General features: G+C 31.2%; 12 protein-coding genes. 11 read left to right on the top strand and 1 reads right to left on the bottom strand.

The features are described 5' to 3' along the window. Positions 1-20: 20 nt before the first annotated feature. The 3 genes from ACVC08_RS16700 to ACVC08_RS16690 all read left to right on the top strand — a co-directional run bounded on the left by ACVC08_RS16700 (position 21) and on the right by ACVC08_RS16690 (position 3543). The gene (locus tag ACVC08_RS16700) at positions 21-1133 is read left to right on the top strand and encodes a helix-turn-helix transcriptional regulator (RefSeq protein ID WP_452602903.1); all 1113 of its coding nucleotides are present in this window, start codon (positions 21-23) and stop codon (positions 1131-1133) included. A 283-nt stretch (positions 1134-1416) separates the two neighbouring features. Further along, on the top strand, positions 1417-2946 hold the full coding sequence (locus ACVC08_RS16695) for an alanine/glycine:cation symporter family protein (protein ID WP_452602902.1): 1530 nt from the start codon (positions 1417-1419) through the stop codon (positions 2944-2946). Between the two features lie 99 nt (positions 2947-3045). Next, positions 3046-3543: a hypothetical protein gene (locus ACVC08_RS16690; RefSeq protein WP_452602901.1), complete on the top strand. Its 498-nt coding sequence runs from the start codon at positions 3046-3048 to the stop codon at positions 3541-3543. 76 nt (positions 3544-3619) lie between these two features. Here ACVC08_RS16690 and ACVC08_RS16685 read toward each other — a convergent pair whose 3' ends face one another. Then, positions 3620-6199 (bottom strand): phosphoenolpyruvate carboxylase, encoded by a 2580-nt coding sequence (locus tag ACVC08_RS16685; protein ID WP_452602900.1) that lies wholly within the window; start codon positions 6197-6199, stop codon positions 3620-3622. Between the two features lie 748 nt (positions 6200-6947). Between ACVC08_RS16685 and ACVC08_RS16680 the strand changes: the two genes are divergently transcribed. The 8 genes from ACVC08_RS16680 (at position 6948) to darG (ending at position 15874) form a co-directional block, all read left to right on the top strand. Continuing rightward, positions 6948-7361 (top strand): response regulator, encoded by a 414-nt coding sequence (locus ACVC08_RS16680; RefSeq protein WP_452600350.1) that lies wholly within the window; start codon positions 6948-6950, stop codon positions 7359-7361. Between the two features lies 1 nt (position 7362). Further along, on the top strand, positions 7363-7902 hold the full coding sequence (locus ACVC08_RS16675) for a heme NO-binding domain-containing protein (protein WP_452602899.1): 540 nt from the start codon (positions 7363-7365) through the stop codon (positions 7900-7902). Further along, positions 7902-9998: a PAS domain-containing sensor histidine kinase gene (locus ACVC08_RS16670; protein ID WP_452602898.1), complete on the top strand. Its 2097-nt coding sequence runs from the start codon at positions 7902-7904 to the stop codon at positions 9996-9998. Before ACVC08_RS16675 ends, ACVC08_RS16670 begins: the two co-directional genes overlap by 1 nt. 5 nt (positions 9999-10003) lie before the next feature. Next, positions 10004-10330 carry an Hpt domain-containing protein gene (locus ACVC08_RS16665; protein ID WP_452602897.1) on the top strand — a complete coding sequence of 109 codons (327 nt, stop codon included), beginning with the start codon at positions 10004-10006 and terminating at the stop codon, positions 10328-10330. 3 nt (positions 10331-10333) lie between these two features. Beyond that, the gene (locus ACVC08_RS16660) at positions 10334-11044 is read left to right on the top strand and encodes a LytR/AlgR family response regulator transcription factor (RefSeq protein WP_452602896.1); all 711 of its coding nucleotides are present in this window, start codon (positions 10334-10336) and stop codon (positions 11042-11044) included. A gap of 415 nt (positions 11045-11459) precedes the next feature. Next, a complete protein-coding gene (locus tag ACVC08_RS16655; RefSeq protein WP_452602895.1) occupies positions 11460-14069 on the top strand; it encodes a DUF6923 family protein in 2610 nt (869 codons plus the stop codon). Positions 14070-14245: 176 nt separating this feature from the next. After that, a complete protein-coding gene (gene darT, locus ACVC08_RS16650; RefSeq protein ID WP_452602894.1) occupies positions 14246-14833 on the top strand; it encodes a type II toxin-antitoxin system toxin DNA ADP-ribosyl transferase DarT in 588 nt (195 codons plus the stop codon). Between the two features lie 3 nt (positions 14834-14836). Continuing rightward, positions 14837-15874, top strand: a complete 1038-nt coding sequence (gene darG / locus ACVC08_RS16645) for a type II toxin-antitoxin system antitoxin DNA ADP-ribosyl glycohydrolase DarG (RefSeq protein WP_452602893.1) — start codon at positions 14837-14839, stop codon at positions 15872-15874. Position 15875 lies beyond the last annotated feature (1 nt).

Here is a 15875-nt window from a genome sequence, read left to right as displayed (position 1 = left end):
AGCATTAAAACAACTTTCTTTTGTTAAATATAGTAGAATACACGGTTACAGCTATTGTTTGTATAATAACATCTATTGTTATTCAGCGTATTTATGTAAAAGAATTTCAAAAGCGTAAAGAACTAACGTCTGTTCAAGGTATTAAATGGTTTGGATTAGCCATTTTCGCATGGGGAATAGGCGCTTTAGGAAATTTAGTGTTTACTAATTTTACGGGAGTTTCTAATAAGTTTGTAATCTATTGGGGAGTATTAATCTCATTAGCAAACTCTCTATTTATAGTATTGTCTTTACCTTCAATAGAGCACTCAAAGCCAAGAGGTTTAGGGGTGCAATTGGTAGAGCAGTTTACCACAAAAGAGTTTATAATGTTATTTTCTGGTGTGTTAGGGATGATAGCTTTTGTATTCTTAGCCACATCGTTTACCAATAATGAGTTAAGTACAAATTTTACATGGCTCATAGATATACCTATTTCTATTTTTGTAGCAATTTCCTTGTTATTTGAGTTAAATAAAGCCTTTTCTAGTAGACAAATGAAGTTTATGTATTTGCCAACATTTACATTGTTTATATTAATAATTATAGCAGTATCACATCGTATTATTCCACAAGATCAAGCAGTGGAATTTATAAATCAAGAGTTTTGGGCATTAGTGGGAAGTATAACTTCAATTTCATTTAAATTTTTATTCATTTTATTATTTTCAATTTTATTATACAGTTGGAAATTTTTATCTGAAAAAGAAGAACAGCAAAATTTAGCACAAACATTAGCATTAGAAAATTCGAAAATTAAAAAAGAATTAGAACAATACAGTATTGCAAACGAAAGCCATTTAGATACAATTAAACACTTAAAAAACGAGATTAGTATTATAGAAAATACTAATAAAATTGAATTGTCAGATAGACAAAAAGAAGTTTTAGGCAATCTAGCATATAGCGGCTTAAAAAAATCGTATTCAGAATTAGCTAGTGATATGAATATAAGTGTAGATGGCTTGCAAACCCACATTCACCAAATAAAAAAAATCCTTAACATTAGCGGTACCGGAGGAAAAGAACAATTAATAGACTTTGCAATAAAAAATGGATTTCTAGATTTTTCTACACTTAAAAAAGAGGAGTAAAGTTTTCGGAGATTTACATAAATTCCTAAATTCGAGTATATTCTACGATTGAAAATGTATAAAATTAGTAACGAGAATAAGGTTTTGTATTAAAAATTGATTCTCGATACAATCCTGATAACTATTGGCATTACTCGCATTAACATTGCCTTTCCATGCCTTATTTTTAGAACTAGTACCAAACAAGTAACTATATGGTTAACCATATTTGGTTACTAATTTCAATAGTACGTAACCTTTTGTCGTAACCCTTTTTGGTACAATTTGCCAAAAAAATCACGATATGCTTTTACTACAACAAACCCAATCTTTCGACGACAGAGTAAACGAACAATTTAGTGCAGCCACAAGTTGGTTTACCGATGCCGTATTTGCTGAAATCCCAATTACCGATACGGTAGGTATTCCTTGGGTATTAGTTGTGCTTATTCTAGGCGCAAGCTATTTTACCATTTACTTTAAAGGCATCAATTTTAGAGGCTTTTTTAAAGCCATACAAGTAGTGCGTGGTAAATACGATGACTTAGAAGACGATGGTGTAGTAACAGCATCAACATCGGTATCTAATGTAGGAGGTGATAACCCAGATACCATTAGAGTAGAAGGTGAAGGTGAAGTAAGTCACTTTCAAGCCTTAACCGCGGCAGTATCTGCAACCGTAGGTTTAGGAAATATCGCAGGCGTTGCCATCGCACTATCTATTGGTGGTGCTGGTGCAACGTTCTGGATGGTATTAATTGGCTTTTTAGGCATGGCTTCAAAATTTGTAGAATGTACTTTAGGAGTAAAGTATAGAGAAGTAGACGTAGACGGAACTATTTTTGGAGGCCCAATGTATTACTTAAAAAAAGGATTGCAAGAAACAGGTTTACCAAAACTAGGCAAAATTCTAGCAATTGCATTTGCAGTGATGTGCATTGGTGGATCGTTTGGAGGCGGTAATATGTTTCAGGTAAATCAAGCCTTTAAATTATTTGAACATGTTACAGGAGCAGAACAAAGTTTTATTCATGGAAAAGGTTGGATTTTTGGTTTAGTAATGGCTGTGTTAGTCGGGATTGTTATTATAGGAGGCATTAAAAAAATAGCAAATGTTACCGATAAAGTGGTGCCCTTTATGGTAGTTATATATTTATTAGCTGTATTAACTATTTTAGGGCTAAATTTTAGCGAAATACCTAACGCCTTTAAAGCTATTTGGAATGGGGCATTTAGCCCAGAAGGTGTAACAGGTGGATTTGTTGGTGTACTAATACAAGGCTTTAAAAGAGCAGCCTTTAGTAACGAAGCAGGCATAGGGAGTTCATCGATAGCGCATAGTGCCGTAAAAACTAAATATCCTGCAAGTGAAGGTTTAGTGGCTCTTTTAGAACCATTTATAGATACCGTAGTCGTGTGCACCATGACAGCCTTAGTGTTAATAATTACTGGGCAAATCGTTCCAGGAACCATTTTAAGTGATGAGCAAGGTGTGCTGTTAACTGCTTCTGCATTAGAAAGTGGTGTGTCTTGGTTTCCTTATGTACTCTCTATGGCGGTAATTTTATTTGCCTTTTCCTCTATGATATCATGGTCCTATTATGGTTATCAAGCATGGAGTTATTTATTTGGCAGAAATAAAAAGTACGAATATATCTATAAAACACTATTTTGCATGTTTACTGTTTTAGGAGCAGCCATTACTTTAGGTTCGGTAACGCTATTTAGCGACGCTATGGTGTTCTCTATGTTAGTTCCTAACATGATAGGTCTATTTTTATTAAAGGGTAAAGTAAAAGAAGAGCTTAATAGCTATTTAAAGTTGATAAGATAATGGTTTAGAAGTTCGAAGTACACTTTCAGAAAGTATTATAAAATTATTTATTCTAAACAGTTTACTTTTATCTTAATACCAATTAAAAACCCTATTAAAATGAATATTACTAAATTATTGTTAGTTGTTTTTGTTGTTACTTTTTGTAGTTGTGAAAAAGAAAACATAGAAGCGACAGGCTTAAATACATTATCTACTACAAGTGCTAAATTTAAAAAAGAAGGAACCCCTTATTTAAAAACAGCCAAGATTAGTAAAAACGAAGATGAAGAGAATACGTACACATCTACCACTATAATACATGACCCTAATAACGTAGTCGCTTATGTAACTGTAGAAATTACGTCGCAAATAGAAGAAAACTTTGCAGAGCCAAGTTTACTTATTTCTGAATCAACAGAGTCTAATAGTAAAGATAAAGTATTTACATATAAAGGCGCAAGATTATTTAATTCTAGTCCTGGTTATGCTTTTTTAATTTCTAGAAGAATGATGGATACCCAAGGAAACCAAATAGGAAACACCTATACTTTTGAATTGTTAGAAGACTTAACTGAAACAGTATCTGGCGATGCTCCAGGTGTAGACATAGACTAATCTTTTTAAAATTAATTGTTCGAACAAAAAAACTAAAGAAGAAGCTTTTACTAATTTGTAAAAGCTTCTTTTATTTTTATGCCGAGTTACGGCTCGCATTAATATTACCAAACAACGATCGTGTTACCAATTTCTCGTAAATAGCAATGCGCTCAGTATCTTTGTTATCTGCTTTTTCTAATTGCTGTATTTGTTTTAAAGCAAATTGTTGTATTGTTAATAATGGTAATACAATAGATTCGCGAACATTAATAGAAGCTTTTCCTGCAGGTTCTTCCTGCATTAGCTCGGTATAACCTGTCAATTTTAAAATAAGACGTTTTGAGGTTTCGTATTCTGTATAAATAATAGACCAAAATGCGCCGTATTCTGGATCTTCACTCATATATTTTGTTAAATCGAAAAACGATTTAGACAAGGACATCATACTGTTTTCTATAAGTGTTTTAAAGAAACTAGAGGTTTTATAAAGTTGCTTAACCTTTTCAAAAGTACCTTCGTCTTCATAATGTTTCAAAGCGGTGCCAACACCAAAAAAACCTGGTACATTTTGTTTTAATTGGCTCCAAGACCCAACAAATGGGATCGCTCTTAAATCTTCGAATACTAAACCTTCGGCCTTACCACGTTTAGAAGGACGACTTCCAATATTAGTTTTGGCATAATATTTTAGAGTACTCATATGCTCTAAATAAGAAATAAATTTGGGGTGATTTTTAAAATCGGAATAGGTATTATAACTTAAAGTAGCTAAATGATTCATAACGTCTCTATTCTTAGGAGACATGAGTGCATTAGAGTCGTTTAAACGGTTAGTTATACCCGAGCTAATAAGCTGTTCTAAATTATATTGAGACGAATCTGGTGTGCCAAAGTTAGAGCTAATAGTTTGTCCTTGTATGGTTAGCTGTACTTCTTTATCTTCAATTGTTGGCCCTAAAGAGGCATAAAAATTATGCGTTTTTCCACCACCACGTGCTGGAGGTCCGCCACGCCCATCAAAGAAAATAACAGTAATATCGTATTGTCTAGATATAGTGGTTAAGCGTTCTTTGGCTTTATAAATGGCCCAATTTGCCATTAAATAACCACCATCTTTAGTTCCGTCGCTAAAACCTAGCATAATGGTTTGTTTATTACCACGCGCTTTTAAATGTGCTGCATATTCTGGGTTGGTATACAACTCTTCCATAACCAAATGCGCATTTTCAAGATCTGTAATGGTTTCAAAAAGAGGCCCAATATCTACAGTTAAGTCATTATTAAAAGCAACTAATTTTAACATGGCAAATAGTTGCATCACGTTTAATGCGGTTTGATTATTGCTTATAATATAGCGGTTTGCAGCTCGTTCACCATTAGTTTCTTGTATTGTTTTTATGGCTTTCATGGTGTGTAAAGCCTTTAATGTGTCTTCGTCTTGTATTAACGATAAATCTACAGTACCCTTTATTTTAGCTAACAATTTAACTTGTTCTTTTGGGGACAAGTCATGATAATTAGCTGGAAAAATAGTACTTCCATGCTCTGCTAATGTATTTACCATAGTATTAAATACATTATTATGAGCACGACTGTCTTGCCTAATGTCTAGATTAGAAAAATGAAAACCAAATAAATGAATTTTATTGATTAAGCTTGTTAGCTCAGAAACGTATAGCGATTGATGTTCTTTAATAACAACTTGTTTTATGGCCTGTAACTCTGTAATGAAATATTCTAATGTTAAAGATGAAGGTTTATCTAGAATTAGATTATAAAGTTCTATTTCTAAAGCTATAATGCGTTCTTCGACACCTTGAAAGGTTAACTTTCGTTTCAACCTCCGTATGTCTCTATAATAGTTTTTAATAATACTTTCGTGCAGGCGTTTGGCTACCTTTAACGTAATTTCTGGCGTTACAAATGGGTTTCCATCTCTATCTCCTCCGGGCCAAAACCCTACATTTATAATATCGTTATCTATAGTATCACCATCAAATATATTTTGTTGTATATAATCGTAAATTGTTCCGAAGGAATCGTAAAACACATGTTCTAAATACCAAATTAAACTTACGGCTTCGTCGTAAGGTGTTGGCTTTTTATGCTTAAAGAAAGGTGTTTTACCAAGCTGAGCTAGTAAATCGTTTATTTTTAATAAATCGTTTGCTTTTATAGCAGCCGTTAAATCGGTAATAATACCTAAAACAGAACCAGGGTAAAACTGTGTTGGGTGAGCGGTAAGTACAATACGTACTTTAAACGCTTCTAAGTAATTGCGAAGCGTTTCTAATTTATTGTCGGCCACAACAGTTTCTTTTAAGCTACGTAATGTCCCAATACCATCCATATTATTAATAACAGGAAAAGCAGCATCTTCTATAGCATCAAACAACACCACTTGGCGCTCTATGTATTGAATAAAACGGAATAGTAAATTAATACGACTTTCTGGCGAACGCCTTGCTTGATATTTTTCGAAAAAACTATTTACAATGGCCTCTGGATTCATTCCTTTTTCAAAACCTTTTTTACAAGTTTCATGAAACAATGGTAATAAAACGCCTGTTTTAGTAATAGTATCGAAAGGTAGTGTCATAAAAATACCATTATAAATTTGATATTTAGAGAGTACATTTTGGTTAAACCGCGTTAATTTAGGTTGTGTTGCCATAAGCTTATAATTTAGTATTAAAAATACTAAAGGTTTGCTAGATGTAACTACTAATACTTCTCTTTTTGCGAATAATAGTATTATAAACGATATTACTAATAAAATAATAATAAACTATTTTAAGGTTTTCACCATGAGGCCTCTATGTCTTTTAAATGTTATGCAATGCTTAAACAAGTTCAGTATGACGTTATAAATAGTATTATAATACAAAACGAACAACCAGATAAACTATACACTAATTTTATATTCTTATAAAGGAACGTTTGGGTAATATTAATAAAGTGTGTTTTATTTGTTTGATATTTAACGTGTTACGTAAGTGATAGATGCTTGAAAAAGACTACAAATTAAGTATTTTATCGATTTTATATGCATTTCATCGTGTTGATTGATTTTTCTAAGACCAAAAAAATATAATAATTGGTATTGCAATTACCTTTGTATCAATAAGTTTTCATAATAAATAAATTAATAGTAAGTATAACGATTAAAAGGCTTTTTTGTCCCAAATTAAAAGCTTACATAATTTTAGATGTTTTTTTGATTTTGAATTGATTTTAAGTTAAAACCCTTCTATCCCCAGAAGGGTTTTTTAGCTTAAAAAGGTGTACTAGAATAAGTATAAAAAACCATTCGTCGACACTTAAACGTTATTCACCGACACTTAAAACGGATTAAACGAAACAATCTACAAGCTCTGTAGTATTATATTACTTTCATAAATTAAATTCATTAAACCCTTACAATGAAATCAATTCTAAACATTCTTTTAATAGAAGATGATACTATCGAAATTATGAAATTGAACAGATCAATTTCAACTTTAAAATTAAACCATAATATTATAGAGGCTAGAAATGGTGAAGATGCTTTAAAAATTTTAGAGCAAAAAGAATTGCTACCTGATATTATTTTATTAGATTTAAATATGCCAAAAATTAATGGCATTGAATTTCTATCTATTTTAAAGAAAGATAGCCTATTAAAACACATCCCTACAATAGTGTTGACGACATCTAATAACCAAAAAGACTTATTAGAGTGTTATAAAATAGGAATAGCAGGTTATGTATTAAAACCACTACGATATGATGATTATGTTTCTAAAATAGAAACACTTTTATCGTATTGGAGTATAAACGAATTAACAACAACATAATATGAAAGGTATAGTTTTTACTGAGTTTTTAGATCTTGTGGAAGACAAATTTGGGTTAGAAATGGTAGATAATATTATTAATAACTCTCAATTAGAATCTGGAGGAGTTTATACATCGGTTGGCACCTACAAGTTTTCAGAAATGTTACAATTATTACAACATTTAAGTGAAAATACTAACATTTCTATTGATGATTTGTTATTAGTTTATGCAGAACATTTTTTTGGTGTTTTAAAAGACAGTTATCCAGAGTTATTGGCAACCTATAAAGACCCAATAGAAATGTTGTCGTCCATAGAAAACCATATACATGTTGAGGTACGTAAAATATACCCAGATGCAGAATTACCAACATTTGTTATAGAGAGCAAAACAGAGAATTCATTAATAATGATATATAAATCTAGTAGAGCAATGCACCATTTTGGCTTAGGATTAATGAATAAAACGTTCGAACACTTTAACTCGACCGCAACCATTACTCTAGAAAATATAAAAGAAGATGGAACCGAAGTAAAATTTATTATTAATAAAAATTAATGAGTCAAAATCAAATTGACATACTTCAACGCGCTTTAAAGCGTGAAAAACTTGCTAGGAAACAAGCTGAGAAAATTCTGGAAGAAAAATCATTACAACTCTACAATACAGCTGAAGAACTAAAACACGCTAATGAGAAATTAGAAGGACTTTTAGATGAAAAAACCGCACAATTGCAAGGCATCTTTGAGAACATTAACGATGCCTATCTTGTTATGGATTTAAAAGGCAACGCTATTAAAATGAATGATGCCGCTGTAGACCTCTTTGGCTATGATATAACCAAAGAAGCAGTTAATGTTATAAGCCTAGTCTATAAAGAAGATTATGCGTATGCTATGGAGTCCTTTATAGAGCTAACAGATAAAGGCTATTTTTCTGATTATACTGCACGAGTATATACAAAACAAAAAGAAGTAAAATGGGTGCATATTAATGCTAGTATTGTATACGATAAACAAAAACAACCTATTGCTGCGCAAGGCATAATAAGAGACATAACAGAATCTAAATATACAGCAGAGTTAATAGAAGAACAAAAAACACAACTAGATATTATTGTAGAAAATGCACCATTTGGTATAGCATTAACCCAATTTGGTAAAATAGTAAAAACAAATAAAGCATTTCAGTACTCCTTAGGCTATACAGAAGAAGAACTAACTAATATAACTGTAAAAGATATTTCTGTTCCCGAAGATTTTCCTGAGTCTAAAATTCATATCGACAAAATGGATGCAGGAGAGATAGACAATTTTGTTGTAGACAAACGCTACAGGAAAAAAAATGGTTCTAGAATATGGGCAAAAACAAGCGTTAATGCAGTTAGAGATCAATTAGGAAAAATAAAATATCAAGTAGCTTTAATAGAAGATATCACCTCCCAAAGAGAAAAAGCTCTCATTATTAATATGATTAATGAAGTAGCGAAATCTGTCTTAGGGAAAATGAATATTTATGAAATAGCATGGGAAATAGTAAATAGTATCGCTAAGTTTTTAGGTACCGAAGATTGTGTAATTTATTTAGTAAACACAAGACAAAAAACCATGGAACAAATAGCCGCTTATGGCGACAAGGTTAAAAAAGGTAACGAAATAGTAAATGCCATAGTATTACCTTTAGGAGAAGGCATAGTTGGTAGAGTCGCAAAAACAGGAGTGGCAGAAATTATAAATGACACCTCTAAAGATAAAGCATATATAGTAGATGGAGAACACCGTTATTCAGAAATAACAATCCCAATTTTAAACAATGGAGAGGTCATAGGTATTATAGATGCAGAACATAAACACAAAAACTACTTTAATACACAACATTTAAAAACCATAGAAAATATTGCTAGCTTGGTAGCCATGCAGTTAAAAAGTGCTATTAATTTACGAGCACGTGAAAAAGTAGAAGCTAAAAATGATGAGTTGTTAGTAGCATTGGCAAAAAGTAATGAAGAACTACAAGAATATGCACACATTGTATCTCATGATTTAAAATCACCGTTGCGAAGCATTAATGCATTAACAGCTTGGATAAAAGAAGATAACAAAGGGCAGTTGGATGATACGAGTCTTCAAAATTTCGAACTTATAGAAACCACTTTAGAAAAAATGGAGCAACTTATTACAGATATTTTAGAATACTCTAGTGTAGGTGCTAATGACTCCGATGCGCAAGATGTTAATTTAAATGAACTTGTAGAAGAGTTAAAACAAGTGCTATTTGTACCAGAACATATTTCTATACACACATTAAAAACATTACCAAAAATAAAAGGCGATAAAACGAAGTTAAAACAAGTGTTTCAAAACCTAATTAGCAATGCAATAAAGTTTAACGATAAAGCAAAAGGCCTTATAGAAATAGATTATTTAGAACACAAATCGCACTATCAATTTTCTGTAAAAGATAATGGTGTGGGTATAGAGCAAAAGTACCATGATAAAATTTTTAAAATTTTTCATGCCTTAAATAAAAGCAAAGACTCTACAGGCATAGGCTTATCTATAGTAAAAAAAATAGTGGATTTATACCACGGTAAAATTTGGGTAGAATCGCAATTAAAAGAGGGCACAACATTTTATTTTACAATTAAAAAATAAATACAATGGAACAACCCAATTTAAATTATATAAAACAATTATCTGGAGGAGATGACGCATTCGAAGCTAAATTGATTAGCGTAATACAATTAGAATTTCCTGAAGAAAAAGAAATCTATTTTAAAAATATAGCTGAAAAAAAATATAAAGAAACCGCCGAAAATGTACATAAAATTAAGCATAAAATTAGTATTTTAGGACTAGAGAAAAGTTATGAAATCGCTGTTAAATACGAAGAAAACCTTAAGGAAAACAATACTGTTTTAAAAGAGGAATTTGATAGTATTTTAAAACACATAACACAATACCTAACTACGCTTCAATCTAACTAACCTATGAACTGCATTATTATAGACGACGAAACCACGGCAAGATTAATTATAAACCAATTATGCTCGCAAATAGACAACCTAAATGTTGTAGCAGAGTTTCCTAACGCTATTAAAGCTATAAAATATTTAAATCAAAACGAAATCGATTTAATATTTTTAGACATACACATGCCAGATTTTACAGGGTTCGATTTTATTCAAACCTTAAAAAATCTGCCAAAAATAATACTAACAACATCCGATTCTAATTTCGCAATAGAAGCTTTCGAGTACGATTGTATTGTAGATTATTTAGTAAAACCTATAGTGTTTCCAAGATTTGAAAAAGCAATAAAAAAAGCAGAGAAAGCTGCTGTAGAAACTGCAAAAGCACTATCAAAAGAAGCTTCGGAAACAACTTCGGGGAATGATTTATATATAAATATAGACAGACGATTAATAAAATTAGACATTCCAAGTATTTACCTTATAGAAGCAAAAGGCGATTATATACATGTAAAAACTGAAGATAAAAATTACACAGTACATTCTACCTTAAAGAAAATAGAGGAAAAATTACCTAAAGATATTTTTTTAAAAGTACACCGGTCGTACATTATAAATGTTAGCAAAATTATTGATATAGAGGATAATAGCGTGCTTATAAAAAAAGATGTAGTACCAGTGAGCCGCTCTAACAGACCAGAATTAATGCAACGGTTAAACCTATTGTAGTATTTTGTCGGTTATTTAAGCATTTTATCGTATTTAGGTGGTTTTTAAATTTTAAAATCTCTGTAAGGCTTGTCGTGTAACTACCTTTGTATCAGTATTTTTCCCTAAGGATGAAATTAATTAATAGCTTAGATTAGGCAAAGCGAAAACGCTTTGCCTTTTCTTTTTTTAGCTCAAATTCACAAGTCGATTTTTATAGAATACAATAAAGAGATTTAAACGTTCGGTTTTCATTTCTAAGAAAACTAGAATCCACTTTTTCTAATTTATCTTTTAAGAGCGTATTAAATACCAAAAAACCATTCATCGACACTTAAAAGGTATTCAACTAAGCGAAAACTATAGCAATCGAAAAGTCCAGAAAATAAGAGTATTACAAACTAGCTTTGTCTCTATAACATAAACTAGAAACATTATGACTCGTAAAAACTACTCTTACAAAACAAGCTTTATATTACTTGTTTTCTTTCTATTAAGTAATAGAACAACAGCTCAAGATATCCCTTTTAATTGCGACTACAATGCCTATTTATTTCAACATAATGATGTGTATGCAATAGATTTAGCATCAGGAAACGCTTTTGTAGTTGCAGAAAATGTAACACCAGGAAGCATTAACGCAGCAGCATACAATCCAGCAGATGGTTTTATTTGGGGGTCGTTAAGTTCACCAGCTAAAACAATAGTACGTATTGGTAAAGACTTTTCCACTGTTCAATTTTATATAGACGAGTTACCAACCTCTAATAGATATATAGGAGATGTAAGTAGCGCAGGTGTTTATTATTTAAAAGGAGGCGGAACAACTTACTATAAAATAAATGTTGACCCAGAATCTGTTAATTATGCACAGCATATGGCAACAGAAACATTATCACAAAATATAAGTATACACGATTGGGCATTTAATGCAGTAGATGGTCAATTATATACAGTAGAAAAAAACACAAATATTTTATATAGAATTAATGCAGAAACTAGCGAAGTTGTAAATCTAGGAGAAGTTCCAATATTATCGGGATTAAATTATACCTATGGAGCTGTATATTTTGATGCTTCAGGACGTTTTTATGTCTCTGCCAACCAAACCGGAACTATTTATGTTATTCAAAATGTGCAAGACTTAAACGGAAGCAATGCCATAAACTCTAACCTTTTTGCTTTTGGGCCATCTAGTTCAAGTAACGATGGCGCAAGATGCCCAACTGCACCAGTACCACAAGAAATATGCGATAATGGAATAGATGATGATGGCGATGGCTTAATAGATTGTGATGATCCTTCGTGTTCTGGAGTAGAAGCTTGCCCTACAATAGCTGCACCAACCTCTAGTGCAAATGGAGGCGGATTGGAAAGTAATAATAGACTGTCTGAATTAATAAACAAGCGTAATTTTAACAGAGCAAAAACCAGTTATAAGTTTAACAGAGCAACAGTCAATCGTTTTGTAAAACCAACAAATTATGGTTATAGAACGGCTAATACTAACATTCAATTAACCGATTTAATACCTGTAAATGCTATTAATGAAGAATATATTATAGAATCTTCGCCATTAGATTTAGTAACCATTACCAATGCTACCGAATTATATGCTGTAGATTACATGAATAATAACGAAGCCATAGCATCCATACTAGCCTTAAAAACCGAAAATGGCGTTTACGAACACACAAAGTATATTTGCGATAGACTTTTAGGCGCACAATTAATTTCGGTATCTACAATAGATATTGGCGGACAAGAGTTTATAAAATCGATTATTAAAAATGCAGACGGCTCTATGGAGTTTGTGCTTAGCCTTTCGGCAAAAACAATACAAAACGATGAAGCCTTTGAAATAGAAAGCCACTGGAATTTAGATAAATATGAAGCAGACGTTGCCTTTTATAACTTTCAAATTTGGGCAAATACCTTAGACGATTTATTATTACTGGCAGAAGAAGTTGTTTCCCTATTAAATGTACAAAAACCAGTAACAGCATATAACAATTCTACACCACCAACTGTATTTGTTAGAAAAGGAGCATATACTAATGGTAAATTAGACTTACAAATTGTAAATACCAATGCGAGTGAAGCCGTTACTTTCGATGCAGGACTGAGAGCTACAGAAACAAGCGAGATAGAGTACGTAACATCGTCATTAAACTTAGAAACTAATTACATTACAAATCTAGAAGTAGATACAGGTAATTTATTCGATGTTGGTTTTAGAATAGGAGATGGTATACAAACACCAGACGATTTATTTATGTCCGATGGCCCATGGGGAATTGATGATGCAGCAGAAAGTACTAATGTTACAGACTATAGTATTTTACCAAACGAAACAGACTTTTCAGACAATGTATTTGGTATAGAACGTAACTTAAATTTAACCGCAGATACAAACGAATATGTTGCTGCCTACAGAGCATTAACACCACGATTTAAAGCAGTAGATTTATCTAACTACGATACCTTTATGTTTACAGGGAAAGGCACAGGAACATTAAATATACGATTTGTAAAACAAAGCATTAACAACTGGGAAGAACAATACAAAGCTACAGTAACATTAACCGAAAATCCACAAGATTATATAATAGCTTACAATGATTTTGCCTCTACAAATGGCGAACCATTAAACCTAAACGATGTAGTAACGATAGTCTTTACAATGGTCGCCGAAAATGGAACCACAGAAACTAAAACCATGCAATTAGAAAACATTGGTTTTACCAATAAAAATACATTATCTGTTGAAACGTTTGAAGCCGAAGATGCTATAAAGCAATCCATAGCCATACCAAATCCAATGGTAAACGGAACCACTATTTATTTTAGCGCACCAAAAGCAGAAACAGGAACACTATTACTTTACAACCAAATAGGAAAGTTAGTAAAGCAAGAAGCTATAAACATGATAAAAGGGAATAACGAAGTACAGTTAGAACGTGGCACATTACCGTCTGGATTATATTTCTACAGTATAAAAAGTGGTATCACAAATTATAAAACTGCAAAAATAATAATACGATGAATGTTTGATTAATAGCAGGTTATTTTTTAACCTTAAGGCAGAAGAGTTGAGAGGTTCTTTTGCCTTTTTTTTGTTTTACAATTTAATTGGTATATTTACTTCAATAGTTCATGTTAATTATCACATATTAATTTTCCAAAATTTAGATGGATTTAAAAAAGATATATATTTATCGTATGACTCATATCGAAAATATCCCTCATATTTTTGGAAATGGAATAACTCATAAGGATTCAGTTAAATCAAACCAAAATTATAAATCAATTGGAGATAATAGTTTAATTAATACTAGAGATAGTTTTGATACTCCTAATGGAGATTTATTAGGTGATTATATCCCATTTTATTTAGGATGTAGGACTCCAATGTTATATGTAATTCAAAAAGGATATAATGGTGTAAAAATTACTAAGCCAAGTAAAATTATTTACTGTGTTACTAGTATACAAAAAATAATAGATGCTAACTTAAATTTCATATATACAGACGGTCATGCCACTAATGGTTTTTCAAAATACTATACACCAAAAGATATTAAAGGAATAAAAAATCAATTAGACTTCAAAGCAATAAATGCTAAATTTTGGAATGATGAGAATGATTTGGATTTAAAAAGAAGAAAAGAAGCTGAGTTTTTAATAAAACAAGACTTAGAATATAATGATATTCTTGGTTTCATTACTTTTGACCAAAATTCAAAACAGAAACTTTTAGGTATGGGAGTTCAAAAAAAAATAATTGTAAAGCCAAACTTATATTTTTAAATTATGATTAAATATCTAACAGGTAATTTATTTGATAGTAAAGCAGAAGCACTAGTTAATACAGTAAATACTGTTGGTGTTATGGGGAAAGGAATAGCTTTACAATTCAAGAGATTATTTCCAAATAATTATAGACTGTACAAAAATATATGTAATGAAAAAGAGTTTGAAATAGGTCAGTTAATTGTGACTAAAGACCAGAATACTGTCACTGGAGAAAAGATCATAATAAACTTTCCAACAAAAAAACATTGGAAGAGTCCTTCAGAGTATGAATATATTGAAAAAGGTTTGGAGGAACTTATTAAAGTGATTGAAAAAGAAAAAATAAAATCAATAGCAATTCCTCCTCTAGGAAGTGGAAATGGAGGTTTACAATGGTTTAAAGTAAAGGAAATAATTGAAAATAGACTTTCTAATATTGAAGATTGTGAATTTTTTATTTACGAGCCAAATGCTCATGTTAAAGAGGTTTTAAAGAAAGAGAGAGTTAAATTGACTCCTGCTAGAGCAATGTTACTCTTTATGCTCTTCGAATTAGTGAAAAATGGAGAGTTTGTATCAGAATTTGCTAGTGAAAAACTATGTTACTTTTTGCAGAGATTTGGTGCTGAAAAATATTTTAAATTAAATTATTCTGCTAATTTTTATGGTCCATATTCTGGAAAGGTTAGACATGTATTAAATTATTTAAATGGTAGTTACCTTATGGGGTATGCAGGAAAAGATAAAAAACCATTTGAGCAATTAAATTTATTAATAGATTCTGAAATAGATGTTAAAAACTATATTGAAGAAAATGATGAATTAAAAAAGATTGTATTAGAAACAAATCAGTTTTTGACAGGGTTTTATTCATCATTTGGTTTAGAATTATTATCGTCTATTGATTATATCTCTCAAACAGATAAGATTTCAGATAAAGATTTAATCAAAGAAAAACTTTATAATTGGAATAATAGAAAAAAGACACTATTCTCTGATGATAGGTATCTAGATATTTCAATAAATCACTTAAGAAAATCTCAACTACTGAATTAGA

Source organism: Pontimicrobium sp. MEBiC06410 (assembly GCF_053601615.1).
The sequence above is the reverse complement of the archived record's forward strand: the minus strand, read 5'-3'. Positions and strand labels throughout refer to the sequence as shown.

Bases quoted from the DNA above. Each gene is read 5' to 3' on its own strand.
- ACVC08_RS16695 (WP_452602902.1), top strand. From the start codon at position 1,417: ATGCTTTTACTACAACAAACCCAATCTTTCGACGACAGAGTAAACGAA.
- ACVC08_RS16690 (WP_452602901.1), top strand. From the start codon at position 3,046: ATGAATATTACTAAATTATTGTTAGTTGTTTTTGTTGTTACTTTTTGT.
- ACVC08_RS16685 (WP_452602900.1), bottom strand. From the start codon at position 6,199: ATGGCAACACAACCTAAATTAACGCGGTTTAACCAAAATGTACTCTCT.
- ACVC08_RS16680 (WP_452600350.1), top strand. From the start codon at position 6,948: ATGAAATCAATTCTAAACATTCTTTTAATAGAAGATGATACTATCGAA.
- ACVC08_RS16675 (WP_452602899.1), top strand. From the start codon at position 7,363: ATGAAAGGTATAGTTTTTACTGAGTTTTTAGATCTTGTGGAAGACAAA.
- ACVC08_RS16670 (WP_452602898.1), top strand. From the start codon at position 7,902: ATGAGTCAAAATCAAATTGACATACTTCAACGCGCTTTAAAGCGTGAA.
- ACVC08_RS16665 (WP_452602897.1), top strand. From the start codon at position 10,004: ATGGAACAACCCAATTTAAATTATATAAAACAATTATCTGGAGGAGAT.
- ACVC08_RS16660 (WP_452602896.1), top strand. From the start codon at position 10,334: ATGAACTGCATTATTATAGACGACGAAACCACGGCAAGATTAATTATA.
- ACVC08_RS16655 (WP_452602895.1), top strand. From the start codon at position 11,460: ATGACTCGTAAAAACTACTCTTACAAAACAAGCTTTATATTACTTGTT.
- darT (WP_452602894.1), top strand. From the start codon at position 14,246: ATGACTCATATCGAAAATATCCCTCATATTTTTGGAAATGGAATAACT.
- darG (WP_452602893.1), top strand. From the start codon at position 14,837: ATGATTAAATATCTAACAGGTAATTTATTTGATAGTAAAGCAGAAGCA.